The 26,110-nt window shown below is 42.9% G+C and carries 25 protein-coding genes; 4 read left to right on the top strand and 21 right to left on the bottom strand.

Annotated elements, in window-relative coordinates; genetic code table 11:
• The 8 genes from J2Z20_RS02535 to J2Z20_RS02500 all read right to left on the bottom strand — a co-directional run bounded on the left by J2Z20_RS02535 (position 1) and on the right by J2Z20_RS02500 (position 7,960).
• Entirely contained in the window at positions 1 to 714 is a 714-nt protein-coding gene (locus J2Z20_RS02535; protein ID WP_209845044.1) for a cytochrome c biogenesis CcdA family protein, read from the bottom strand.
• Between the two features lie 24 nt (positions 715 to 738).
• Positions 739 to 1,542 carry a metal ABC transporter permease gene (locus J2Z20_RS02530; RefSeq protein ID WP_209845042.1) on the bottom strand — a complete coding sequence of 268 codons (804 nt, stop codon included), beginning with the start codon at positions 1,540 to 1,542 and terminating at the stop codon, positions 739 to 741.
• A gap of 29 nt (positions 1,543 to 1,571) precedes the next feature.
• Positions 1,572 to 2,324 carry a metal ABC transporter ATP-binding protein gene (locus tag J2Z20_RS02525; RefSeq protein ID WP_209845040.1) on the bottom strand — a complete coding sequence of 251 codons (753 nt, stop codon included), beginning with the start codon at positions 2,322 to 2,324 and terminating at the stop codon, positions 1,572 to 1,574.
• A 30-nt stretch (positions 2,325 to 2,354) separates the two neighbouring features.
• Positions 2,355 to 3,296: a metal ABC transporter substrate-binding protein gene (locus J2Z20_RS02520; RefSeq protein WP_209845038.1), complete on the bottom strand. Its 942-nt coding sequence runs from the start codon at positions 3,294 to 3,296 to the stop codon at positions 2,355 to 2,357.
• A gap of 245 nt (positions 3,297 to 3,541) precedes the next feature.
• Positions 3,542 to 3,991 carry a Fur family transcriptional regulator gene (locus tag J2Z20_RS02515; protein WP_209845036.1) on the bottom strand — a complete coding sequence of 150 codons (450 nt, stop codon included), beginning with the start codon at positions 3,989 to 3,991 and terminating at the stop codon, positions 3,542 to 3,544.
• A gap of 267 nt (positions 3,992 to 4,258) precedes the next feature.
• Complete coding sequence (gene metG, locus J2Z20_RS02510; RefSeq protein ID WP_245251840.1) at positions 4,259 to 6,235, bottom strand: methionine--tRNA ligase; 1,977 nt, start codon at positions 6,233 to 6,235, stop codon at positions 4,259 to 4,261.
• Positions 6,236 to 6,606: 371 nt separating this feature from the next.
• A complete protein-coding gene (gene yidD / locus J2Z20_RS02505; RefSeq protein WP_209847202.1) occupies positions 6,607 to 6,828 on the bottom strand; it encodes a membrane protein insertion efficiency factor YidD in 222 nt (73 codons plus the stop codon).
• A gap of 169 nt (positions 6,829 to 6,997) precedes the next feature.
• Complete coding sequence (locus tag J2Z20_RS02500) at positions 6,998 to 7,960, bottom strand: ABC transporter substrate-binding protein (protein WP_209845034.1); 963 nt, start codon at positions 7,958 to 7,960, stop codon at positions 6,998 to 7,000.
• Positions 7,961 to 8,214: 254 nt separating this feature from the next.
• Between J2Z20_RS02500 and J2Z20_RS02495 the strand changes: the two genes are divergently transcribed.
• The 3 genes from J2Z20_RS02495 to J2Z20_RS02485 are packed head-to-tail and all read left to right on the top strand — an operon-like array spanning position 8,215 to position 11,051.
• Positions 8,215 to 9,228: a FecCD family ABC transporter permease gene (locus J2Z20_RS02495; protein WP_209845032.1), complete on the top strand. Its 1,014-nt coding sequence runs from the start codon at positions 8,215 to 8,217 to the stop codon at positions 9,226 to 9,228.
• The gene (locus J2Z20_RS02490; protein WP_209845030.1) at positions 9,225 to 10,283 is read left to right on the top strand and encodes a FecCD family ABC transporter permease; all 1,059 of its coding nucleotides are present in this window, start codon (positions 9,225 to 9,227) and stop codon (positions 10,281 to 10,283) included. Before J2Z20_RS02495 ends, J2Z20_RS02490 begins: the two co-directional genes overlap by 4 nt.
• Positions 10,284 to 10,289: 6 nt before the next feature.
• Positions 10,290 to 11,051 (top strand): hypothetical protein, encoded by a 762-nt coding sequence (locus tag J2Z20_RS02485; RefSeq protein ID WP_209845028.1) that lies wholly within the window; start codon positions 10,290 to 10,292, stop codon positions 11,049 to 11,051.
• A 51-nt stretch (positions 11,052 to 11,102) separates the two neighbouring features.
• Here the strand turns inward: J2Z20_RS02485 and J2Z20_RS02480 are convergent, their stop codons facing one another.
• The 13 genes from J2Z20_RS02480 to J2Z20_RS02420 form a co-directional block, all read right to left on the bottom strand.
• Entirely contained in the window at positions 11,103 to 13,289 is a 2,187-nt protein-coding gene (locus J2Z20_RS02480) for a copper amine oxidase N-terminal domain-containing protein (protein ID WP_209845026.1), read from the bottom strand.
• A gap of 227 nt (positions 13,290 to 13,516) precedes the next feature.
• The gene (locus tag J2Z20_RS02475) at positions 13,517 to 14,302 is read right to left on the bottom strand and encodes a response regulator (RefSeq protein ID WP_209845024.1); all 786 of its coding nucleotides are present in this window, start codon (positions 14,300 to 14,302) and stop codon (positions 13,517 to 13,519) included.
• Positions 14,292 to 16,103 carry a cache domain-containing sensor histidine kinase gene (locus J2Z20_RS02470; protein WP_209845022.1) on the bottom strand — a complete coding sequence of 604 codons (1,812 nt, stop codon included), beginning with the start codon at positions 16,101 to 16,103 and terminating at the stop codon, positions 14,292 to 14,294. Before J2Z20_RS02470 ends, J2Z20_RS02475 begins: the two co-directional genes overlap by 11 nt.
• A 34-nt stretch (positions 16,104 to 16,137) precedes the next feature.
• Entirely contained in the window at positions 16,138 to 16,980 is an 843-nt protein-coding gene (locus tag J2Z20_RS02465) for a carbohydrate ABC transporter permease (protein WP_209845020.1), read from the bottom strand.
• A complete protein-coding gene (locus J2Z20_RS02460; protein WP_209845018.1) occupies positions 16,980 to 17,864 on the bottom strand; it encodes a carbohydrate ABC transporter permease in 885 nt (294 codons plus the stop codon). Before J2Z20_RS02460 ends, J2Z20_RS02465 begins: the two co-directional genes overlap by 1 nt.
• Before the next feature lie 96 nt (positions 17,865 to 17,960).
• Complete coding sequence (locus tag J2Z20_RS02455) at positions 17,961 to 19,364, bottom strand: extracellular solute-binding protein (protein ID WP_209845016.1); 1,404 nt, start codon at positions 19,362 to 19,364, stop codon at positions 17,961 to 17,963.
• A 126-nt stretch (positions 19,365 to 19,490) separates the two neighbouring features.
• Entirely contained in the window at positions 19,491 to 20,204 is a 714-nt protein-coding gene (locus J2Z20_RS02450; RefSeq protein WP_209845014.1) for a hypothetical protein, read from the bottom strand.
• A gap of 121 nt (positions 20,205 to 20,325) precedes the next feature.
• Positions 20,326 to 20,898: an FAD-dependent oxidoreductase gene (locus J2Z20_RS02445; protein ID WP_209845012.1), complete on the bottom strand. Its 573-nt coding sequence runs from the start codon at positions 20,896 to 20,898 to the stop codon at positions 20,326 to 20,328.
• 21 nt (positions 20,899 to 20,919) lie between these two features.
• Positions 20,920 to 21,246, bottom strand: coding sequence for a winged helix-turn-helix transcriptional regulator (locus J2Z20_RS02440; RefSeq protein ID WP_209845010.1), 327 nt, complete (start codon positions 21,244 to 21,246; stop codon positions 20,920 to 20,922).
• Between the two features lie 181 nt (positions 21,247 to 21,427).
• Positions 21,428 to 22,150, bottom strand: a complete 723-nt coding sequence (locus tag J2Z20_RS02435; RefSeq protein ID WP_209845008.1) for a ThuA domain-containing protein — start codon at positions 22,148 to 22,150, stop codon at positions 21,428 to 21,430.
• An 11-nt stretch (positions 22,151 to 22,161) separates the two neighbouring features.
• Positions 22,162 to 23,130, bottom strand: coding sequence for a sugar phosphate isomerase/epimerase family protein (locus J2Z20_RS02430; RefSeq protein ID WP_209845006.1), 969 nt, complete (start codon positions 23,128 to 23,130; stop codon positions 22,162 to 22,164).
• 43 nt (positions 23,131 to 23,173) lie between these two features.
• The gene (locus tag J2Z20_RS02425) at positions 23,174 to 24,262 is read right to left on the bottom strand and encodes a Gfo/Idh/MocA family protein (RefSeq protein WP_209845004.1); all 1,089 of its coding nucleotides are present in this window, start codon (positions 24,260 to 24,262) and stop codon (positions 23,174 to 23,176) included.
• Positions 24,249 to 25,022, bottom strand: coding sequence for a sugar phosphate isomerase/epimerase family protein (locus tag J2Z20_RS02420; protein WP_209845003.1), 774 nt, complete (start codon positions 25,020 to 25,022; stop codon positions 24,249 to 24,251). The genes J2Z20_RS02425 and J2Z20_RS02420 overlap by 14 nt, the downstream gene beginning before the upstream one ends.
• A gap of 220 nt (positions 25,023 to 25,242) precedes the next feature.
• Between J2Z20_RS02420 and J2Z20_RS02415 the strand changes: the two genes are divergently transcribed.
• Positions 25,243 to 26,064 (top strand): AraC family transcriptional regulator, encoded by an 822-nt coding sequence (locus tag J2Z20_RS02415; RefSeq protein ID WP_209845001.1) that lies wholly within the window; start codon positions 25,243 to 25,245, stop codon positions 26,062 to 26,064.
• Positions 26,065 to 26,110 lie beyond the last annotated feature (46 nt).

Below are 26,110 nucleotides of genomic sequence, written 5' to 3'. Positions count from 1 at the left end.
TTAGAACTTAAGCCAATCCGGCGTAATTTGCTGAAGCCAGATCGTAATCCGCGTCATATGATTCGTAAATAACAGGAGTCCCATGACAAGCATGATCGCTCCGCCAATCTTCATAATTTTGCCGGAATATTTGAGTATCCATTTTGTTGAGCCGATAAAGAATGCCAGCACAAAAAACGGCACCGCAAATCCAACGGTATACGCTGTAATGAGTGCAAACCATTGACCCGAATGGCTGGCGGCGAGGGCAACAATTGTCGCCAGAATGGGTCCAATACAAGGTGACCAGCCTGCAGAAAATCCAATTCCGAAAATAAATGAACCTATGTATCCAGTCGGTCTAAAGTTCAAGTTCATTTTGCGCTCTTTCATTAGAAACTGCGGCTGAAAGACGCCAAGAAGCACTAAAGCCATTACCATAATTAAAATAGCTGATAATTGACGAATTAAATTGCGATAGTTGTTGAAAAAATCGCCGAATAGTCCTGCTCCAAAGCCGAGAGAGTAAAATACCGCTGAAAAACCTAAAATAAAAGCAAACGTATGACTCATTGTACGCAAACGAACTTCTCTCTTGTTCTGTTCCGTCTTAAGCTTATGGACCGACATTCCTGTAATATAGGATAAGTAAGAAGGATAAAGCGGCAAGCAGCAAGGAGAAATAAACGATGCCAGTCCTGCTGCAAAAGCAATCCAAATGTTGAGATTTGACATAAAACACCTCTCTTGGTCTATGCGCTAAGTTGAAAAGCCTCTTTTACCGACTAAGGTTAATATAAGCATTGAAATGAGCAGCAGTACAATCGTTCCTCCCGGTGCAAGATTCCATATCCCTGCTATCATAAGCCCAAGCACTACAGCAGTCTCAGATATAATTACAGATAGAACGATCGACGATTTGAAGCTTCTAGCGATTAATAAACTCGTTGCAACCGGAATGGTAAGAAGCGCAGACACAAGCAAGGCTCCTACAATCTTAATCGCTGTGCTAACGACGAGTGCAGTCATTACCGTAAGGAGCATATTGAGCAATTTAGTCGGCAAACCATTAACGGCTGCGGCATCTTCCTCAAAGCTAAGCTGGAAAAACTCTTTTACAAATAACGAAACAACAATAACAACAACGAGCGCTACCGCACCAACCACAACCAAATCGGTCTGATCAAGTGTATAAATACTTCCGAATAAATAGCTCGTTACATCTGTATTATAACCCATTCCAAGCGTAAAAAGGATAGAAGCTAGCGCAACACCACCAGACATAATGATCGCAATGGAGAGCTCCGCATATGTTTTATAAGCTTTCCTCAGCTTCTCAATGCCAAAGGAGGCTAGAACAGCAAATACGAGTCCGATCGCAATCGGATACACTTCAATAAGAAATCCGAGAGCAACACCTGCAATCGTGACGTGTGCAAGCGTATCCCCGATCATCGAAAGGCGCCTTAACACGAGAAAAATTCCGATAAGCGGTGCCGTGAGACCAATTAGCAGTCCGCCTGCAAGAGCCCTCTGAAAAAAATCACTATATAAAATGTCCAAAATAAAACACGACTCCTTTTCTTAAACTCTTAAACTAACGAATGCTGTAAATTGGTTTCTTCACAGTCTAAAATTTCATGAGAATGTCGAACAAAGAAATTTATTTTACCGCTTTGATGAACCGGTTCTTTGCCTAAATAATTTTCAACCATATCTAAATCATGCGATACCATGAGAAACGTCATTTCATGATGCTCATGCATATGAGTAATCAGTTCAAAGAAACTTTCCTGTGTCTCCGCATCAATACCTACTGTCGGTTCGTCCAAAATAAGCAAATCAGGGTGGTTAATAAGCGCCCTTGCTAATAGAGCTCGCTGCTGCTGCCCGCCGGATAGTTGTCCGATTCGTTTATTCGCAATGTCTTCAATTTTCATCACTTCAAGGGCATCATCGCATTTCTGCTGATCTGCGCGGCTTACACGGCGGAACAACTTTTTGTTCGTGTATAATCCTGACAAGACGACTTCGCGAACCGTTGCCGGAAATAGCGGGTTGAACGCAGTTTTCTGTGGTACATATCCAATCCGTTCCCAATCCCGAAACTTCCTAATCGGTTCCCCGAACAATCTAATTTCACCTTCTGTTGGATTTAACAGACCTACAATCATACGAAGCAGTGTCGTTTTACCCGCTCCATTAGAACCAACGATTCCGACAAAATCACGCTGTTTCAAGGAAAAATTGAGACCAGAAATGACTTTCTGGTCCATATATGAGAAGCTTACGTTATTTAGTTCAATAATATTTTGATGACAGTTCGTTATTAAAGTTTGGTGCATAATAGCCTTCCTTTCGGCTTCGATCATTCTTTATTGTAGAGCTAGCAGTAAATTTTGCAAGTTTTTGTCCATAATCGAGAAGTAGTCTTCTCCTGCTTTCACTTGTTCTTTCGTCAGTCCTTCTACCGGGTTCAACACCAATGTTTTTACTCCCGTTTCGTTAGCCAATGTCTTCGCTAATTTATCAGAAACTAACTGTTCGAAGAAAATATATTTGATGTTATCCTGTTTCACCGTTTTCGCCAGCTGTACTAAATCCTGTGCTCTAGGCTCTGCGTCCGGTGACAATCCCATAATAGCATGCTGCGTAAGTCCATAGTCACGGCACAAGTAGCCGAAAGCTTGGTGCGATACAACAATATCTTTACGAGTTACTTTGGCAAGCTCTGTTTCATACTTTTGATCAAGAGCCTTCAGCTTTGATACAAGTTCTTGATAACGAGCTTCATATTGCTGCTTATGACTTGGGTCGACTTCTACATAACTATTTTTAATATTGTCAGCCATAATCATAGCCGATTTCGGACTCACCCACGTATGTGGGTCAATATGAGTATTGCTGTGGTCCGCATTCCCGTGATCATGATCATCAACTTCTTCTGTAGTAATCAGGTTAATGCCTTTGCTTACCTGGACACTCTTCACCTTTGAATTCTTATTTAGTCCTTGCAGAAAATCAGGTACCCAGCCTTCAAGCCCTGCGCCGTTATATAGAAACAATTGGGCCTTCGATGTGTTCATCATATCTTGACTCTTTGGCGTCCAATCATGAGGTTCAACACCAGTGGGCAGCAAATTAATAACATTCGCATTCTCGCCGCCGATTTGTTTAGCAAATTCATATATTGGATAAAAGGTAGTAACAACGTTCACTTTACCTTCTACAATTTTGCCGTTCGATGATTGATTCGCACACCCAGCTACTATAAAAATAACGCATAACAAGGCAAACAGTATCTTTTTCGATTTCATCCTTCAACTCTACTTTCCTTAATCATAATAATTACAAATAAGATTATATGGGCTCATTTCATTATTTGTCAACCGATCTTCTCAGTAATATCTGCCACCGAATTTATATATATTCAGGTACATCACACCCCTTCTTATATGTAATAATTACGGTTTTAAACAAAAGTTTAAGCCGGATTAACGGATCCGACTCTAATCGTAATATTTACTATAAACTTAATGTTAACAAGATGGACTGATTTTTGTCAATCTGTGGTCGACTCTTGTTGACATTCTTCACAAATGCCATACACCTCAAATCGATGATTTAAAATTTTAAAAGATCCAGGCAATTTCAATTCATCTTCCATTGGACAATAATCAAAAGTCAATGTCTTCTCGCAATTCACACAAATTAAATGATGATGGTGGTGTGTCAGACAACTTGCTCGAAATTTCAATCCGCCTTCCATGAAATAAAATTGCTCTAATGCCCCCATCTCACTCAATAGACGCAAATTACGATACACTGTATCCAAGCTTACACTAGGATATGCTGTGGTCATTTGATCGTAAACGTCTTTGGGAGATAGATAACCATCCGTTTTAGCGAATATTTCTGCTAATTTACGACGTTGTTCCGTAACACGCCATCCATTGATGGACATAACCTTAATCATTTCATTAATGATCGTATTTTCATGATTCGCCGTCATTTGTATCGCCTCTCCAATCTGCAGAATGATGCTGTTTAGATGGGTTTTGATGAAAGTTTATGATAAAGATGTACATAGTGTGATATTAATCTGATGTCTTTATTTCCCAAATCATCGTAATCTGTTCCAAGATCATAATATCATTATTATATCTCTAATGATGCAGAGTTAGCTAGTCACGTTGCGACATCATCAGATCATGATTCATCGCAAAAAAAGACGAATCCATACATAGTATGGACCCGCCTTTCTATTATTTATTGCTTATTACTTTACAATCGCGCCATTTGGCATTTCATCTGGAACGGTTGCTAATGTTAATTGGTCGCCTTTAGATGCGGCCAGAATCATCCCTTGAGACAATTCACCCCGAAGCTTCACTGGCTTCAGATTCGTTACACAAATGACTTTACGTCCGACAAGCTCTTCCGGCTTGTAAAATTTAGCGATTCCCGATACGACTTGACGCTGTTCATATCCGAGATCTAGCTGCAGCTTAAGCAGTTTGTCGGCTTTTTTGACAGGCTCAGCTGAGATGACCTGTGCAACACGCAGCTCTACTTTGGAGAAATCGTCAATAGAGATCTCTTCCTTCGCTTCAGGAGATTCTTCTTCACTTTTCACTTCTGCTGCGTTTGCAGGTGCAGCCGCTGCTGCTGCATTTCCTCCCATCGCTTGAACAATATAAGCAATTTCCTGCTCGCTATCAAGACGCGGGAAGATCGGTTCACCTTTATTAACCTTCGTACCCGCAGGAGTCAATCCAAAGGTACGTACACTATCCCAAGCTGTAAGTTCACCTTCAGTAATGCCGAGCTGCTCCCAAATTTTCTTTGGAGCGCGTGTAAGGAACGGCTGAAGAAGGATAGAAGCAATACGAAGCGATTCTGCCAAATGATACATTACAGAGGCGAGCTCAGGACGTTTCGCTTCGTCTTTCGCAAGAGCCCATGGCTGCGTCTCGTCAATGTATTTGTTTGTACGGCTGATGAATTGACCGATTGCTGTAAGAGCTACAGAGAATTCCATTTTCTCCATTGCTTCTTCCACCTTTTGAATTGTGCTCCGCGAAAATTCGACAATTGTCTCATCAAACGGAGTGACATTTCCAGCATATGCTGGAATTTCGCCATCGAAGTATTTATCGATCATCGCTGCCGTTCTATTCAGCAAATTGCCAAGATCGTTCGCTAAGTCAGAGTTCACACGTTCTACGAAGCTTTCAGGCGTGAATGTTCCATCAGAGCCGAACGGCACTTCACGAAGCAAGTAGTAGCGCAGTGCATCAAGACCGTAACGATCGATGAGGGTGACCGGGTCAACAACGTTGCCTTTAGACTTAGACATTTTGCCGTCTTTCATAAGCAGCCAGCCATGACCGAACACTTTTTTAGGAAGAGGAGCACCTAGAGCCATCAACATAATCGGCCAATAAATCGTATGGAAGCGAACAATCTCTTTTCCAACCAAATGAACATCCGCAGGCCAATACTTCTCATACAATTCAGTATTTTCCGTACCATAACCAAGAGCGGTAATGTAGTTAGATAGCGCATCAATCCATACATAGACTACATGTTTGGGATCGCCTTTCACTTTAATGCCCCAGTCGAATGTAGTTCTGGATACTGCCAAATCTTCCAGACCTGGCTTAATAAAGTTGTTCACCATCTCATTTTTGCGAGACTCTGGTTGAATGAACTCCGGATTTTCCTCATAGTATTGGAGAAGACGGTCCGCATATTTGCTAACGCGGAAGAAGTAGCTTTCTTCTTTGACCAGTTCTACAGGTCGACCACAGTCCGGACAATTGCCGTTTACGAGCTGACGTTCTAGAAAGAACGATTCACAAGGTGTACAGTACCACCCTTCATATTCTCCTTTATAAATGTCGCCCTGCTTAAGAAGTCTGTCGAAAATATCTTGAACAACTTTCTTGTGACGTTCTTCCGTTGTGCGGATGAAATCATCATAAGAAATATCAAGCTTCCGCCACAACTCCTGAATACCTGCCACGATATGATCAACAAATTGCTGAGGTGTCTTGCCGCTCTCTGCAGCTTTACGTTCAATCTTCTGTCCATGTTCATCCGTTCCCGTCAGGTAGCGGACATCATATCCCCGAAGACGTTTGTAACGAGCCATTGCATCGCCTGCCACTGTTGTGTATGCGTGACCAATATGGAGCTTGTCGCTTGGATAATAAATCGGTGTTGTAATGTAGAACGTTTTGTTTTGAGACATTATGTCCATCCTCCTTAAATATATTATAGAAAACAAAAAAATCCCGCCCCACCATGGGACGAGAGTCTTCTCACGTGTTACCACCCAAATTCCCTTTATTCGTACATATAAAGGCTCGGCACCATTATCGCTGGCGTAACGCCGCTCCCTTACAGCGACCAATCGATCGCTTGCTCGAAAGCAGTTCCTCCTGGACCATTTTCCACGAGCCGCATCAGACCGGTTCTCAGCTTCCCCGGCTCTCTGAGCTGAATATAGACTCGGTACTTATCCATTCTTCGGAAATATGTGATATGCAACAGCTATATATCATGAATATACTGAAATGGATAGTGTCATGTCAAGCGGCATCGTGTTATCCATGATGACTGCTATTCATTTCTTGCTTTCCTTGGCGGCACAAGGTCAATGCCTCCAGGATGAAACGGATGGCATTTCGCGATTCGTTTCGCTGCCAACCACGAACCTTTCACAGCTCCATGCACTTCAATGGCTTCAAGCGCATATGCGGAGCACGTCGGATAAAAACGGCAAGTTGGCGGTTTTAATGGAGAAATATATTTTCGGTACACACGAATTGGAGCTTGAACCATTTTACGAACAACAGCCACGATTATTGCCCTCCCTGTTACAGACGATTAACCGCATCATTTCTTGAATAACTGTCTACTAAATAATGCATCAAACAAACGTTGCAGTCAATTTGGGCCATGCCCGTATACATACAAAGCGGACCTTATTCAAGGCCCGCTTCAAAATGATTTATAGTTTAATGTCAAAATATTTAGCAAGATCATCGATCATTAAGTTTGCTGCAATGACGCCGCCAGCCGTGTTCCAAATCGCGTCATTTACACGGTGTGCATTGCCGCTTTTCACAACATTCAGATTTTTCCAAAGCGGATCGTTCGTCCATTCTTTTTCAAGCTGAGTTCCTTCACCGTTTCCAGTTTCATATGTGAAATAGAACAACATGTCGCCTTCCATATCTGGAATGCGCTCTTTACCTACATCATCAGAGAAGCCGTCATTATCTTGCACTGGGGGACGTTTCAAGCCAAGATCCTTCAATATAATACCTGAGAATGTATCATTGTAATAAATACGTACTTTACCAGGCATAAAGCGTACGATCGATACCTTCGTATTCAGCTTGTCGCCAGCTTTTTCTTTGAAGGAAGCTACTTTTGCATCATAGTCAGCAATCACTTGTTTACCTTTTTGGGCTTGGTTCACAGCATTAGCCCACAAGCTGAAGTTATCTTTCCATTCTCCGCGCAATGTTTCAGAGAACACGGTTGGGGCGATGGCTTTTAACTGGTCGTAAATTTTTTCTTGGCGCATTTTAGTTCCTAAGATCAGGTCAGGTTTAAGAGCTGCGATTGCTTCGAGATTAGGCTGACCTTCCTCACCGACGTTTTCAACGCCTTCCATTTTATCTTTAATGTGAGGATACCATGGGTCTCCTGTCCATGATTTCACCGCACCTACTGGTTTAATTCCAAGAGCAAGCAAAGCTTCTGTGCCTTCATTTGTTAATACAACAATGCGCTGCGGGTGTGCAGGAACTTTAACCTCTCCCATTGCGTCTTTAATAACACGTTCTGACTGTTCACTGCTGCTTTGCTGATTACTAGAAGATGTAGTCTCTTTACCTTTCGAACATCCAGCAAGCAACAATGCAGTTGCCAGTACCAAAAACATCATGCTCTTGAAAATTTTCATTTCTCCTCTTGCTCCCCTTTATTCAAATTATGTATTGATAACAATTATCAATGATAATGATTATCAATGATAACAATCCTACTTTAACCATTGATCTTTTGTCAACATCATTTTGCTCAATTATAAAATTCATTTTGAATCTTGACCAAATTATGAATTATTTCTAATTGAGAATGATAATCATTGACTTTGACGACCCTTCACTTTACACTTTAAAGTTGTAAACGTACGACATAAGAAAGAAAGGAAAAGCCATGCACTCTTACTTATTACATAATAATCGTTATAGATGGTTGGGCGTCTTCATTGGTGTCCTTCTTGCATTAACTGGTTTCGCAGCCAGTGTGATGTTTGGCGTTCATAAAACGGAGTGGCATGATACGTGGCAGGCACTTATTGCTTTTAACGGCAGCAACGAACAAATTATTATTCGAGATGTTCGTATCCCTCGTGCTTTCATTGGGGCGTTCGTTGGGGCGAGCTTAGGAATATGCGGTGTTATGCTTCAATCATTAACGAAAAATCCGCTCGCAGACTCAGGTATATTCGGCATTAACGCAGGCGCGGCCCTGTTTGTTGTTACTTCATTTGTAATATTCGGAGTTAACTCACTTACGAGTTTCACTTGGATCGCATTTTTAGGCGCTGGGGTCAGTTGTCTGCTAGTCTTTATATTAGGATCTGTGGGACGACAAGGATTAACTCCTCTCAAAATCACTTTAGCAGGGGCGGCTATAGCGGCTCTGTGCTCTTCTCTAACGAATGGAATGCTCATTGCGAGCAATCGCGCTATGGAGGAAGTACTATTCTGGATGACAGGTTCTGTCGAAGGACGCAGTCTGGACATGCTCCTTAAAGTTGCTCCTTACATGGCAGGTGCGTGGATCGTTTCCTTCTTCATAGGCCCAGCTATCAATACGCTTCTCTTAGGAGATGATGTTGCCAAAAGTCTCGGGCAAAAAACAGCGCTTCTTAAACTGCTCATGGGTATTCTGATTGTCATCTTAGCAGGAAGCTCTGTGGCAATTGCAGGACCGATTGGTTTTATCGGACTCGTTATTCCGCATATTGCTAGGTATCTTGTCGGCAACGACATTCGCTGGCTTGCCATTTATAGCGGATTGTTAGGCGCTATATTACTGCTTCTGTCTGATATTGCAGCCCGCTTTATAGCAGCTCCTGGTGAAATGCCAATCGGTGTGATGACTGCTCTCATCGGTGTGCCTTTCTTCGTTTATGCAGCCAGAAAGGGGTTACTGCAGAAATGAACAATAAGAGATTTTCAGCCGATTCCAATATTCCGGTTCGTTTATATAAAGGTTCTATCTCATTTTTAACGACAAAACAGCAGCTTATTATATTAACGGCTCTATTACTAGCTGTGTTGCTTGCAATTATTATAAGTACGGGAATTGGAACGAACCTCATCTCACCGTGGAACGTAATCAAAGCGATATTCGGTCAAGGCAGTTCCCTTGATGTCATTACGGTGCAAAAGTTGCGTCTTCCTCGGATCATCTCCGGAGCGTTCGTTGGTGCTTGTCTAGCTGCATCTGGAGCTATTATGCAAGGATTAATTCGCAACCCGCTCGCTTCGCCCGATATTATGGGGGTTACCGGCGGCGCTTCGGTGGTGGCTGTTGCCATCATCACACTCATACCAACGGCCAGTGTATTCTGGATCCCTCCTGCAGCCTTTGTGGGAGCGGCTGTTACGACTGCTCTCATCTACTTATTATCATGGAAAAATGGCGTTAAGCCGCTCATGCTTGTCCTCATTGGGGTTGGGATCAGTTCGGCAACGTCGGCAGTGTCGATGATGCTGCTCGTAACTGGACCGACAGAAGTTGCTCAGAAAGCTTTCGACTGGCTCCTCGGCAGTGTGTATGGTTCTTCATGGAAACATGTGATGATGATCGTTCCTTGGTTTATTGTCTTGTTTATCGCGTCTTTCATATTTACCCGCCGAATCAACATGCTGCAGCTTGGAGACGATGTTGCTGCTTCAGCTGGAAGCCATGTGGAGAAAGACCGAGTAATGTTGATCATCATTGCTGTTGCCCTTGCAGGTGCATCTATTTCGATCGGAGGTGCGATCGGGTTTGTAGCACTCCTCGCTCCGCACATGGCAAGAAAACTCATCGGCGGCTCATTTGGCAGCCTGCTTCCTGCCAGCGCATGCTGCGGTGCATTTATTGTCGTTGCTGCAGATTTATGCGCCCGTACTTGGTTTGCTCCATTAGATGTTCCTGTTGGTGTATTCACTTCGGCAATCGGAGCACCATTCTTCATTTACTTACTGTGGCGAAGCCGGGAGGAGTAGGGTGAAATGAGACTTTCTACTCAGCTGATTGAATACGTAGCAGATCATTTCCGATTATATATAGAAGAACCAAATAGGTACATCGCATATGAAAATTCATATACAATTCGTACAAGCGATCTGCTTGATCACCATCATTTTGTTGATGCCCTGACGTTCTATGCAAGCACCTATCATACTGAACAGGCAGCTCGCAATTCTTTTAAATCGATCGTTGCTTCGACACTGGTGAAACATATCGCCCGCTCTGTATGCGGAATCCTATACTTGTGGAGTATAGAGAAGGTGCCGCTCGTTATTCAGAAGGATCGCCTGCATTTGGAGATAACCGATGCCGGGAATCTATCACTTCATTACGAATACGATGAAGAAGACTCAAATGATGACTTTCAACTGGATAACGTTGCATCAGCTATGTTCAAGCATTTTCTCAGTCCTTTATTTTTGCAAATCCATCAGATCTCTCATCTCAAAATAGAAATTTTGTGGGAAAGTACGTTATTATATGTTCGTCATGAATATGGCGAATTTTACTCACGAGCAAGTACGAACCAAGAGAAACGATCTATTCAGACCGATTTTAATCATTTGCTCGCACACTCGTCCGCTTCGTGGTTTGGAACTGCCTCAAATCCGCTGCTCCATTCTGTGCCTGGCGGCGTAATACCCGACATCACTGATAAAGCCCTAGTTCGTCAACACTGCTGCCTGCGGCACAATCTTCCGAATAAAACATACTGTAAAGTATGTCCTATTGCACACAAGTAAACTAATAGCCCTTGTTCTGGAATAAGAACAAGGGCTTTATTTATCCTCATATTAATTTTTACGTTCTGGTAAAGGCATGAACAGGAAGTTGATCGGCAGATTACTGCCCGGTGCAGCGGTAAATAATATTTCAACAGATGTTTCATAGCTGCCCGTTCGGTACAGAACGCTCGTTTCATTCGGTGCATCGACTGCACCGTTTGACGCGACGTCCACGATGTTACCATTGACAAGAATAAACCCTGCAAATTTTCCCCCGCGAGGGTTAAACGTAATCAATGTATTGGGTGCGACACGGTCAAACTTCATATCGTAGAGCACTCCAAAGTTACCCGCATTTGAAGCTTCTAGACCCGTTACACCATCCATTCCAGTCAAATTCGGATCACTGCCGTTATCTCCTAATGCCAAACGAGATGGAGTACTGCCGCCGACAAGATCGCTTACTTCAATATTACGAGTAGACATTGGATAAGTGCCGCGATTATGAATTCCGTCACGCTCAAGTACATACAAGTACGGCAGAGTTTTGAGCGGGTCTTTGCTAGGATCGATCATAATAATGTTATATTCAATCGGATAATCAGAGTACGTATCAGCCAGCAATGAGATGACTTGCTCGGGTTTTATTTTCTGTGCACTTAAATCGTTAAGAATGACCTTGCTTTCTCCAGGTTGCAGAGATATCTCTTGATGACGTGAGCCCGTTTGCATCGATTCAAAATAACGCTGAACCGACAATTTCCCGGCAGCCGTTGCAAACTCACTTGGTCCTGCAAACCCGATATCATCCGTAATTAGCGAAGCAGCCTCAGAGTTGCGGTTCGTCGCAACGACATACATCATCATATCTTTGTTCGTTGAATTTTTATGATGGATCATAAAACGAGTGCTGCCTACAGCTGTTTCTTTATATACAATTCCTTCAGAATATACAGTTTCCGGGCTGTTGCTGCGAATGAGCACTCGCGGCTCAGAATCAAATGTATACTGAATTTTATTCATCGATGGAACGGAAGAACCATTAAAGGTATATTTTGCACCAATTGGTGTAAAGATTTTATTAAAGTCATCCTCCGTATACAGCGTTTCATTCGTAATATTGATTGTTTTCTCGTAATACGATGATGCGCCGTGCTTATCGGTTACAGTCAACTTAATCGTAACTGGCCCCGGTGTGAAAAAGGCGAGACGATTGTTTAACCAATCACGGCTAATGATCGCATTCTCATCATCCGTACTTTGATCTGTAATCGTGACAAGCTCACCCATTTTATATGTATCTTTATCTGTAGTAAACATAGCAACTGGCGGTTCATTTGGCTTCTTAACGTCAATCGTTATCGAAAATGGATCACTCCACTGTCCGCTTGAATCGCGAACCGAGTATGTAACAACATGCGGGCCTGGTTCTTGGAAAATATCCTCTCGTCCTTCCCAGCGCTCTTCTACGATCGCAAGACCTCTTGGAGAAGACGAACTTGTTTGATACATCACTTGCGTCTGTCCTGCGTAAATATCAACAGGCTGAATTGTAAACGTCGCGACAGGCTTCGTTGATAAGGACAAAATCACTTTCTTCGCTTTTTGATCCACGGCATAAGGGATATTGAGCGCTTGTGTAATCGATGTCAGCGGCACCATGAATGTATTCTTTTGTTGATACGATGCCCCTTTCATCGGTTTAGAGACGCCATTCACCTTATACACATTGCTGTTAGTTTTAAAGCGAAGCTCGTTGCTGCCGCTCGTAATAATCGTTTCTTTTGTTTTACTGTCATAAGCAAGCACTAAACCGACACGTTCAACGATTGCCCGAATCGCTATATAAGACACACCATTTTTCACTGTCATTGGCTGACCAGCTAAATACAACTTTCCGTCTTGATACATTTTATTGCTGTTCATCATTAAAACAAGCTGACCTGGACCTGCTGACATCGCAGAATAATCGGGTGTCGCAGGTTGATTACTTGGTTCGCTAGACCCGCTTGAACTCTCGTTTGGTGTCGATGTCTGCGGATTAGCCGCTGACCCATCATTATTAGCTGGCAGTGAATTTACCGCACCATTTGAAGCTGAATCCCCTGTCATACTTTGATCTGTACTGTTCTGCGGAACTTGCTGAACACTGCTTTGATCCCCTGTTCCCTGCTGCGCATTATCTGCACTTACTGGAAGGGCGATCGCAGCTTGAGACGCTACTAAAGCAACAACTAACCATTTCTTTAAGTTCATTACTCGGCTCCTTCTACTCCCATTTTGTCATTTTTGTCTGCGCTAAATGCATAGTTATAAACGTTTTATCACAGGCAAAAGTTTCTAATGATGCTGAAAAAAAGAAGCCAGCTTGGTCTTCTAACAAAGACCTTACCAGCCTTGTAAAAGTTATTATAACAAAAATTGCTACTTACAGCCGAGTAAAAATTTTCATCAATACGACAAAATGCATGCTTTACTCCTTATTACGCCGAAGAATCTCTCTGATGATCCCGATACTCCGAAGGTGTCATCCCTGTATACTTTTGGAACACTTTTGTAAAATAACGACGCTCATGATAGCCCACACCTGCGCCGATTTGAGCAATGCTCTTCTCTGTTTTCAGCAATAATCGCTTCGCCGCTTCGATTCGCTGTTTGGTCATATATTCTACAAATGTTTCCCCAAAATGATTTTTAAAAAGCAGGCAAAAATAACTGCAGCTGATCCCGAGGTACTCTGCAATATCATCAATACCGAAATCCGTCCCAAGATGAAGCTGAATATACTCCTGCGCGGATATCATTAATAGTTCTGAAGATTTCTTCCCTCTTGCATCAATTGGGCCTTCTACGAATGAAGGAGTAAACTGCATCAGCTCCTTTCTTCTCTTCGTCCGAATATCTTCAGCTATCGTCCGCACGGCGGATTCTAATTGTTCATAATGAATCGGTTTGCAAATGTAGTCCTTGACTCCGTATTGAATAGCGGTCCGAGCATATTCGAACTCCTGATAACCGGATAGCATGACAATTTCACTGGTGCAGCCATGCTCGCGCATCTCTCGCAAAAAGGTCATTCCATCCATAACCGGCATTCGAATATCGCACAGAATGATATCAGGAGCATGCTCATCAATCGCTGATAACGCTTGAACTCCATTGCGGGCAACAGCCGCAACTTCTATCCCCATATCTCCCCATGGCAGAACCGACCGTAAATTGTTTAAAATCGGCAGCTCGTCATCTACAAGCAGTACTCTAAGTTTCACGGCTACCCCCCCATTCATATTTAGGAATGACGATTTGAATAATTGTACCCTCACCAGAATGGGAGCAAATAAATAGACCATACCGCTCGCCATAGTGGATGCGAAGGCGATCCGCTACACTGCGAATGCCAAGTCCTCTACGCTCTTGATTCGCTTTCTCGTGTTCTTCAGAAACCATATATTGAAAAACTTTAAGTTGCTCTGAACTCATACCAATTCCATTGTCTTCAATCCGCAGCAAAATACGATCTGACTCTGCGTAACCGGTAATTCGTATTTTTCCACGATACGGTATGCCCTCGAAACCGTGCTGGATGCTGTTCTCTACTAACGGCTGAAGCGTCAGCTTCAAAATCATATGGTTATACAGCTCTTTATGAATATCGATTTCGTAATCAAACAAATCTTCAAACCGAAACTTTTGAATTTCTAAGTAACTGTTCAAATGTTCGAGCTCTTGAATAATCGTAATTTCTTCGTTTCCTTGAATACTAATGCGTAAAATGCTGGCAAGCCTATATACCATTTGGCTTACTTTCTTCCCTTCATTCTGAACGGCGAGTGCATTAATCGATTCCAGCGTATTAAATAGAAAATGCGGCTTGATCTGTGCTTGTAATACACGAAGCTCCGCTTTGTTCTTCTGGTCTTGCTCGCACTTAACCTGCCTAAACAACTGATTCATTTTATCCATCAAGTTATTGAAGCCTTCAGCAAGCAAATGGAGCTCGTCATTTCCTTTCGTCTCCACTCTAACGTGCAAGTCCCCGTCTTCAACCTTTCTCATAAATCGAACAATAACGCCGATGTAACCTGTAATACGGTTCATAAAGATGAGATTGAACAAGATTGCTGCGAGTAAACAGATGCTCGTTATGACAATGAACCATACCGCAATGACTCGAATTTCTTGAGACAGTGAATGCCACGAAGCAACCGATACGAGACTCCATGGATATTCCTTTAAATGATAGACCGAAATGATGCTCTCTTGTCCGTCAAACTTTCCTCGAAAGCTCTGATAGCCGCTTTTAAACATCACGGAATGGTTCATATGCGACTGGATCGTCTCGCTATCCAGCTTCCCAGTATGATCATATAGAATTAGCCCTTCGTCATTTACAAGGAGGAACCGAGTATCCTGCATGTTGCTGCTTAGCTTTAAGTTTCTGAAAATCTTTTCGAATTCCCAATTCTTCACCTGCACGACGAGAATACCTACATTCCGAAAATAACTTAATTCCTTCACTAATCGGATTTGCGTAAAAACAGGCTCGGAGCCAGTAAGCTCAGGATACTCATGCGGCGCAAGCCATTTCGGCAGTCCATTTAGCTTCATCACCTGCTCATAGAGCGGATGCTTCTTGAATTCATCAAATGGCAATGTTTTAAAATTTTCCTTGGTGAAAATGGACACAATACTAGACTGGCCCTTTCCTTTAAAATTGTACAAAAACGCATAGCTAATCGCAGGATGATTGTAGAGCAGAGTACGGAAATTACGCTGGTTTGCGTTCAAGTTCAATTGATCCGCATCCGTTAAATCTTGATTTTCGGGATCTTTCGCACTTAGCGCCATCTCGAAAACCGCCGTAGCAATTCCATTGTCCGTTACATTGTTCATTTCATTAAAAACATTCGTAATACTGTAGCTAATGGCTTTAAGAGAGTATTCTGCTTGCTGGCTATACTTTTCCTCAATGGAATAGTAGGTAACGAGAAACGTGACTATACCGAGCACAAATAACGGAATGATAATGAGTGCAAGAAAGGCAGTAAACAGCTTTAGCCGAAGGTTCATAGACAGGACTCCTGATTCAAACTTGAAACAAGCCTTAACCTTTTATACTACCTGCAGTAACACCCTCGATAATCTTTTCTTGGAGGATGGCATAGATCACAATGACTGGGACTACACTGTATACAATGCCCGCTGACATTTGAGCATAATTCATTTGATACTGATCGCGGAAACCAACCATTCCTACCGGAAGCGTGCGAAGCTCGTCATTAGATAGAAAATAATTGGCGAGAAGGAATTCGTTCCAATTCCCGAGGAAATTCACGATAAACACCGTCACCATGGCAGGAACTGTAAGTGGTACCACAATTCTAGCAAAAATCCCCGGAGCTCTCAACCCATCCATTACCGCTGCTTCTTCGATCTCGGTTGGGAGAGACCGCATAAATGCGGATAAAATAATGACCGAAAAAGGAATCGCGTTAGCGATATACGGTATAATGAGCGCCCAATGGGTATTTAATATATGCAGTTTTTTTACGAGCAAATAAATAGGAAGCAGCAAAGCATTGTTAGGAATAAGCATGCCTATTAATATACAAGAGGATAAGATGAATCCGAGTTTAGTGTATCGCATACGTGACACTGCAAATGAGAACATAGAAGCAACAAGAATAGACGCGGCAGCTGACAAGGTTGAAATATACAAGCTGTTCACAAAGTATGTGCTGATCTTGGCATTTACCCATGCTTCTACATAATTGCTAAATACGAGCTGTTTCGGAATACCAAAGGGATTGAGGGCAATTTCATTGTTGTTGTGCTTTACGGATGAGAACAATACGAATAGGAAAGGAAAAAGAATAACGAGCAAATAGATCATTAAGATGAGATGGGGCAACATTTTTTTGAATGAAAACTTGTATGGGCCTGCCATTAGTATTTAATCCTTTCGCTGCGCCGGGCAATGAGCCATTGGTAAAGGGCAGTGAGAACAAGCGTAAATACAAAAATAAGAACCGCTACTGTGTTCCCGTATCCGTATTTAAAATTCGTAATGGCATATTTGATCATATAAGTCGCCATTACATCGGTTGAACCTGCCGGCCCTCCTTTGGTCATAACAATGACAATGTCCGCCGCCTTCATCGCTCCAGCAATCGACAACATGATGACAACCGAAATAATAGGTCTAATAAGCGGTAACGTAATCCGCATCGCTCTTTGTATGCCTGACGCACCATCAATGGCAGCTGCTTCTTCCAGCTCTCTCGGAATGGAGATGATGGCAGCGAGCACCATCACGATATAAAATCCAGTCCATTGCCATGCATTTGTGATGAGAATCGACAGCATCGCATATTTCTCATCTGCCAGCCAGTAGATCGTATCTACCCCAAATAGCTTTAATATACTGTTCAAGAGACCGATATTCGGTTCGTAAATGAATCCCCATAAAATACCGATCACCGCTGTAGACATAATAGAAGGAAGAAAGACCGCTGTTTTATATAAGCCTTTAAGACTTCTCACATTAGCAATAAGGAGGGAGAAAAATACGATCATTGGCACTTGAATGATGATTGAAAAAGCGATAAATAAGCCGTTATTTGTAACCGAAATCCAAAACCGCTCATCTCCCAAAGCCTTCGTATAATTATTCAAACCAATAAACTTTACGTGATCTGAAACGCCGTTCCAACTTGTAAAGCTGTAATAGACAGCGCTAATGATCGGATAGATAAAAAACATCGTCATCAGAATAAATCCTGGCAAAATGAATAGGAAGAATGTGACAGGATTTCTTAACGCTTTATTCATGTCGACCTCCGAACTGTAAGGCTGCAAGCCTCGCTTATAAAGAAGTGGAATGTACCTTTTATAACTCATTAGATACATTCCACGTCTGTATTTATTTTACTCTGCAGCTGCGTTCGCTTCGTCCTGAACCTTTTGCAGCGCCTCAGCCATCTTCTCAGGTGTCGTCTGTTTGCCAATCAGCTTTTGAATTTGAATGTTGCTAATTTCGGTTGTAACGTCAGCCTGCACCAACGCGTCAAATGCTGGGAACGAAGACTGTGCTGAGTTCAGAACAGCTACAATTTCCTTCATCAAATCATCCGTAATGTTAGCGTTCAATGTAGCTTCATCCAGTTTCATCGAAGGCAGCACGCCGTCTTCTACAAGACCGCGAATCTGCATATCTTCGTTGTACAAGTATTTGATGAACAATTTCACAGCTTCGAGCTTGCGAGGATCATCTGCTACTGCAGCCGAGAACCCATAGCCGTTATTCACATCACGCATGAGTGCTGTCTGGTCACCTATGCCGCCTTCTACTGGAGGCATATTGAAGAATCCAACTTTGCCAATCATACCTTCACCGCTTTGACCTGGTTTAAATACAGACGATTTCCAAGTTCCGTCGTACATTAAGATCGCTTCACCGCTTGTGAACTGGGTTGTGTACTCCCCATATTCAAATCCAAGCTCCCCTTTCTTGAAATAGCCTTTATCAACCCATTCTTGATGCTTAGCAAATCCTTTAATAACATTCGGATCTGTCCATTTCGCTTCGCCAGTTGCAAATTTAGCGGTAATGTCCGGACCCGCATACCGTGACCACAAATGGTTCGTCAACATGAGAGGAACCCAGCCTGCTTTGGAAGCGGCGGCTAAAGGAACTTTGCCGTCTTTCTTAATCGTATCAAGAATATTATCGAGCTCTGCCATCGTTGTTGGCGGCTTCAATCCTTTTTGCTGAAAGTACTCTTTGTTATAGAAGAACCCTTCACCCGATCCGCCGATTGGCAAACCGTATATTTTACCTTCATACGTAAATGGGGCAAGAGAAGTAAATTTGTCCTTAATGCCAAGTTCATCGAGAATAGGCGTCAGATCCAGCAGTTTTCCTTCTTTCGCGTACACTTTAGAGTCAGGGCTTCCGAACAGATCGAAAATTTCTGGTGGATTGCCTGCAGCCATTTCGCCGCGCAGCTTCTCCTTACGGTTCACATCTGAATCGACTCCATCAAGATTAATCGTTAAACCTTCAACATCGGCTTCCACTTTCTTCACGACATCAGTGAGAATCGCCAGCCGTTTTTGTTTATCCGCTCCTACTTGCGTATGTCGAATTGTAATTTCGAATGGCTCAGCACTCTTCTTCTCCTCAGTCCCAGTCTGCTCTGTCGTTTGTGGCGGTGTTTGTTCCTCGGTTGTTTGAGAACTGCTTGTTTGCTTCGAACCTCCTCCGCATGCCGATAATAATAAAGATGTTAATACTAGCAAAGACACCAACAGCATTAAACTCTTTTTCATTTCGGGCAGACCCTCTTCCTTATACATGGAATTTTATTACAATTTCATTATAAAGAAAGGGCTTTCAATCAGTAAGGTCGACATTTTGCTAATCGAGGGATAAAATTATCTATTTTCGTCATTCGCTCACTGAACCATAACTTCTAAATAATTTCTATGGCCGTCTGTATCTCTGACATAAGGACCAAGTCCGAAAAATTGATTCCGCTTTACATAAACACCTGTTAGCAGCGGGCCATTTAACGACTGGTGCTCCTGTGAATCCATTTGAGGAACAGGTACATATTCCTGATATACGACAGGCCCTTTAGCATTTATGTCTTTGATCGTAAATTTCCAGCCGCTTCGTTCCTTGTATAATGTACCGCGCTCAACGAATGGAATGTTAGAATAGTATGTGGGGACGACATATTTTGAAATTGTTTCAAGTTCTTCGCGTGAATAAAATGTTTCTGCTTTTAGAATAGGATGCAACAGCTTTATTTGTTCATATTGCGACCATATAAGCGCTTGCAAAATTTGGTTGCATATGACACCTTGATCAAAACTGTCATTTTGAATTTCAGACTCCTCAAGGTCACATCCTATGAACTTCCAACCTTTCGGTCCTTGAATCCATTGTTGAAACGCTGGGATTGCCTCAATCTCTGCGTTACGAAGTTCAACAATCTTTTCGGGAAGTACGCCGAAAACGTTATACCATAAAGAGTCCGGTAAGTATTGCTGTATGAGCGACAACGCTTTGGTATAAATGTGATGCACCTTAACAGAGGCATTCTGTAACTCGGCAATGTCTTCTTTCGTATATTTTACGTGGGTCATTCTGCCTGTTTTCTTCATATGCTACCTCCTATTCTCGTTAGTCGACATTTTTACCATTATACTACAACTATGGATAAAGAAGTAACTTGCAGGCATAGAAAAAATCCTTCCCAAGTGGGGAAGGATTTCACTCCATCAATTATGCTTTTGCTTGTAATACATCGTGATCGACGTAGCGTTCACCATTCAGTTCACTGATGATTTCGATAGCTACTTTAGCGCCGTCGCCTGCAGTAATGATCGTATGAACGCTCACACCTGCGACCGTACCTGCTGCCCAAATGCGTTCTTTGCTTGTACGCCCTGCAGCATCTACATCAATGACGGTTTTAATACGCGGCTCTTTGCCATCCTTAAGCTTAAGTCCAATCGTATTCGCTAATTCTGTAGACGCACCTGTTGCAATGATTACGTGGGACGCTTCATAACTGCGCCCGGATTCCGTTTTGACAACAACAGCTTGTCCACTTGGTACAACATCCGTTACTTTCTCATCTAGAAACTTAGCCCCGAATTTCTCAGCTTGCTCACGCCCAACTTGCAACAAATCGGGGCCTGTAATTTCTTTAACACCGTAGTGATTCTCAATCCATGCACGCTTTGTCATGCTGGCATTGCTGTCTAGAACAATGACTTCTTTCCCTGCTTTAGCGATAAATAGCGCTGCACTTCCTCCAGCAGGACCTGCACCAATAATTATTACGTCTGCCACGATTAGAGAACCTCTCTTTCGCTATTTTTCAATCTCGATCCATTGCTCTGCCCAATTATGAATTTGTTCCATGACAGGGCGAAGCGCCTTGCCTTTTTCTGTAAGCTCATATTCAATTCTGACAGGTGTTTCTGGATAGACATGACGAACCAGCAGTCCTTCACATTCTAAATCCTTCATCCGCTCTGAGAGCATCTTGTCACTCATGGATGGAATGATGTTAGAAATATCTTTAAACCGCTTCGGACCGCTCATCAAGCATTCGATAATCAGTCCATTCCAACGTTTACCCAAAACAGAAAACGCATTTTCAAAACGAGGACACATATTCAATTGATCAGTTTCCATTGCTATTCACCTCTCCTTACAGAGTCCGTGAGCAAACTTACGATAAGTTAGTATATATCATGTTACCATACTTTATACTTTGTGAAAACGCTAATTTCAAAAAAACTGCTTTTTCCACTTAAAAAGACGGCACCAATCATTGGCGCCGTCTTTTTTGACATAATTGTCAGATATATTACTCTTACATTTCCAGAGGACGAACAGGATTTGGTCTATGGCCAAATGTTACTGGTACAGGTTGATCCGGCGATGCCCAATGAACCGCATTCGAAATGACTTGCAGAACATTTGAATTGAAGTAAGTCGGATGCGTTTCATGACCTGGACGGAAGTAGAAAATTTTGCCTTGGCCTCTGCGGAAAGTGCAGCCACTGCGGAATACTTCTCCGCCTTGGAAGTTACTAATAAACACGATTTCATCAGGAGCTGGGATGTCGAAAAATTCCCCATACATTTCTTCATGATCAAGAATGAAATGTGTATCGATACCTTTTGCAATTGGATGAGACGGGTTTACGTTCCAAAGTATTTCTTGCTCATTCGCTTCTCTCCAGAGTAGATCGCAGCTTGTGCCCATCAATTTCTTAAATGGTTTAGAAAAGTGACCCGAATGAAGGACTATGAGTCCCATACCTTTCAGCACACGGTCTACAACTCTAGCCACAACTTCATCGCTCACTTTATCGTGAGCCATATGCCCCCACCAAATGAGCACATCTGTACTGTTAAGCACTTCCTCAGTCAATCCATGCTCTGGTTGATCTAGTGTCGCTGTGCGAATGTTAAAAGCATCGCTTCTAATCCCTTCAGCAATCGCATGATGAATGCCTTTTGGGTATACCTCTCTTACTTTTTCATGAACTTGTTCATGAACGAATTCGTTCCAAATCGTGATGTTAATCATTTGTCTGCCTCCTATACCCACCACATCTCACCAAGCGGCTCCTCGATGAGAACTTGCTGTAAATTTTGCACTGCTTTAGAAAAGCCTTCTTCAACGGACATAAGTCCATCTTCATGCTCAATGCTGACGACATAATCGTAGCCTACAAGGCGAAGCGCACTTATGATATCCGCCCAAGTCTTCAAATCATGCCCATAACCAACGGATCTAAACTGCCAAGCACGATCAAGCATGTTGGTATACGACTGCATGTCTGTCACGCCGTAACGGTTGACGTTGATCGGATCAATCGTCGTATCCTTCGCATGGAAGTGGTGAATGGCTCCTGCTCTGCCCAAAATATGAATAGCCTGCACAGGATCAATACCTTGCCACCACATATGGCTTGGGTCCAGGTTAGCACCAATCACTTCACCAGCAGCCTCGCGCAGACGAAGCAGTGTAGCTGGTGTATGCACCGAGAATCCACCGTGCAGCTCAAGACCGATCTTCACATGATGATCCGCAGCGAACTTGCCCCATTCGGTCCAATAAGGGATTACTTTATTCTCCCATTGCCAAGCAAGCACCTCTTGGAAATCATTCGGCCAAGGCGCTACTGGCCAGTTTGGATATTTCGCATCTTCATGATCTCCCGGCAGTCCAGAAAATGTATTCACAACAGGAACTTCGAGCTGTTCAGCAAGCTGAACCGTTTTCACAAACGCATCATGAAATTCCTTCGCAATTTGCTTCTGCGGATGAAGCGGATTTCCGTGCACGCTGAGCGCGCTAATGATTAAACCGCGAGATTCAACCGCTTTTTTGAATTCTTTGATCGCCGCAGCATTACCAAGCAGTTCATCCGGATTGCAATGCGCATTGCCTGGATAGCCGCCTGTACCAATTTCGATCGCTTTAAGTCCTTTAGACGCAATATAATCAAGTGCATCTTCCAATTTACGCTGGCTGAATAGGACTGAGAACACGCCTAATTTCATGGATATCCCTCCTTATTACTTAAAGAAGCAGAAATGGTACGGATTAATCAAAATATACCGCTTTGCCTGTCTCTGCAGATTTGTAAATCGCTTCAAGAATTTGTGTAACAACAAAAGCCTGTTCTGGTTTCACAAGCGGTTCTTTATCTTCCAAAATAGCTTCGATCCACAATCTTGCCTCACGATCTGCATCGCTCTCTACTCCGCCTGAGAAGAACGCGACGCCGCCAGCATTCAGATCAATCTTCGTTTCATATAGACGGCTGAATTTCTCACCGTTAATGCGAAGTCCGTCCTGCATGTCAGCTCCCGCTTCAGTACCAGCTAAGATTGTTCTTGCTTCGCCAAACTCTGCCACGTTGAGAGCCCAGCTGGATTCTAGAATAATCGTTGCACCGTTCTCCATCGTAATGAAGCCGAATGCGGAGTCTTCAACATTAAATTTCTCTGGGTCCCAAGGTCCGAAAGCATTCGCTGCATTTTTGCGATTCGACAATTTGTAGAACGCAGAGCCCATAACACTTTTCGGTTTGTAGTTGTTCATCAGCCACAGTGTAAGGTCAAGTGCATGCGTACCGATATCAATGAGCGGACCGCCGCCTTGAAGTTCTTTGTTCAGAAATACACCCCATGTTGGAACAGCGCGGCGACGAAGTGCCAATGCTTTACCGAAATAAATATCACCAAGTTCCCCATTATCAATTAATTGTTTCAAATACAAACTGTCGCTACGGAAGCGGTTTTGGTAAGCGATAGACAGTTTTTTGCCAGTACGTTTCGCTGCATCCAGCATTTGCTTAGCTTGCTCCGATGTTTTGGCCATCGGTTTCTCGCACATCACGTGCTTGCCTGCTTCTAGAGCAGCGACAGCGGCATCAGCATGTTCATTATTTGGCGTACAAATATGTACAACGTCAATGCTCTGATCAAGAAGAAGTTCACGATAATCGGTATATACTTTCGCATCTTTGCTTCCAAATTTATCAGCTGCGTCACGCGCTCTTTGTTCATCTATGTCACAGAAAGCTGTAATTTCTACTTGAGGCAGTTTCGATAAGCTTGGCAAGTGTTTGCCTACGGCAATACCCCCGCAACCGATAATGGCAACTTTTAATTGTTTAGTTGATGTCATCTAATTGTCCTCCTTCTTGTACATAACGTTTAATCCATTCCATACTTGTTGCAATACTTTCAAGAGGCGGGTTCGTGCATTCGTCCTGTTCCACAACAAGCCACTCTACGCCTGCTTTGACAGCTGCGTCAGCGATGGATTTCAGATCGACGATCCCTTGTCCCAGTTCGACTGTTAAGGCTGAGCCGTTGTCCCGCTTCACCATATCTTTCAAATGAATAAGCGGCAGTCTGCCTTCATATTTACCGATATATTGGACCGCATCATATCCTGCGAAAGTAACCCAGCATGTATCAAGTTCAACTTTCATGACAGCTTCAGGCACTGCTTCGAACAGAGCATCGAACAAGGGTCTGCCCTCAATTTTACCTGTAAATTCGAAGTCATGATTGTGATATAACAGCTCCACGCCTTGAGCATGGCACGCTTCACCAATTCGAGTGAAATCAGGAACGATATCGTTCCACATGCTCACTGGATCTTTCAACCAAGGGATAATCAAACGGTAATTTCCCAGCACTTTGTTGTAAGCAATTTCCTCATCTAACGCTGTAAGCAATCGTTCATAAGAAATATGAGATCCGAGAGCAATTAGACCGAGTTCATCTAAAATACTTTTTAACTCCTCGGCGCTGTGGCCATAGTAACCTGCGAACTCAACGCCTGAATAGCCCAATTCCGCTACTTTTTTCAGTGTACCCAAAAAATCATTTTCAAGTTGATCACGCAGTGTATAAAGCTGTATTCCTACTTTTGCCATGCTTCGCTCCACCCTCTTTTTAACAATTTAAATTGCCAAATACTGACTAGCTAAAGTGGCTACTTAGATTCTCAGCTTTCAAATATCACCTTCCTAAGCATTTGAAAATGCTAAATAGAATCTAGTGATTATAGTAATATTAATCGCTTTCATTTAAAATGAATAATATGATTAAAACATGAACAATCTGGTCAATATTTTGTGAAAGGGGAAAAAAACAATGATTGTAGATGATACATGTCACGTTCTTACAGCAAGCTACTCTTTTCACCGTAAACCTTTTATTATGTCTAAGCTTGACGGACTCAAAAACTATCTTCTTCGCATTCAAACCGACGGTCGCTGCCGTGCGTTGTGCGATCATGAGCTAACGATGGTCGAGACGGGAGATGTGCTTCTATTTCATCCAGACGAGCCCTATGAGCTTCGTATTGATCAGGAGGAAAATTCGCTTGGCGAAATGACAATTGCAAGCGGTGATTATCATATTTTTTTCAAGGGGTCTTGGGTTGATAAATGGTGGAGCAGTAAGAAACGCCCGAATAAAATAAGGGTGCGGCTTACAGACGGACTGCTTGGCTTATTTCAACAAATTGTACTGGAGCAGCGGCGAATATCGAATCCATACCCTGAAATCTCGAGCTATTACTTACGCATCTTATGCCTGGAGCTTGATCGCCAGCTGGAAGAGCAACCTTCAACGACGAGCAAGACGTACCTAGCGTACCGTATTAAAAGCTACATTGAGGAAAATGCTTCGTCCTTCTTTAAACTGGAGGATGTTGCAGAACATGTAGAAATCAGCGTCTCTCGTGCTGTTCATCTGTTTAAAGAGACGTTTGGTACAAGTATTATGCAATACGCATTAGACGTAAGATTGAATATGGCGAAGGAGCGCATCATTTTCAGCCCCATGTCACTCGAGAACGTAGCGGAAACTTCAGGATTTGCTAACTATACATACTTTCACCGTGCTTTTCGCGCACGCTTTGGTATGTCGCCTAAGGAGTTCCGCATTGCAAGCCGTAATTCACTAGCATAATGATATACCTCAATTGATATGAAAAAAGCGCTGCATGATGCTCGTC

The organism is Paenibacillus sediminis, from assembly GCF_017873765.1.
Taxonomy (GTDB): Bacteria; Bacillota; Bacilli; order Paenibacillales; family Paenibacillaceae; genus Paenibacillus_AG; species Paenibacillus_AG sediminis.
The sequence above is the reverse complement of the archived record's forward strand: the minus strand, read 5'-3'. Positions and strand labels throughout refer to the sequence as shown.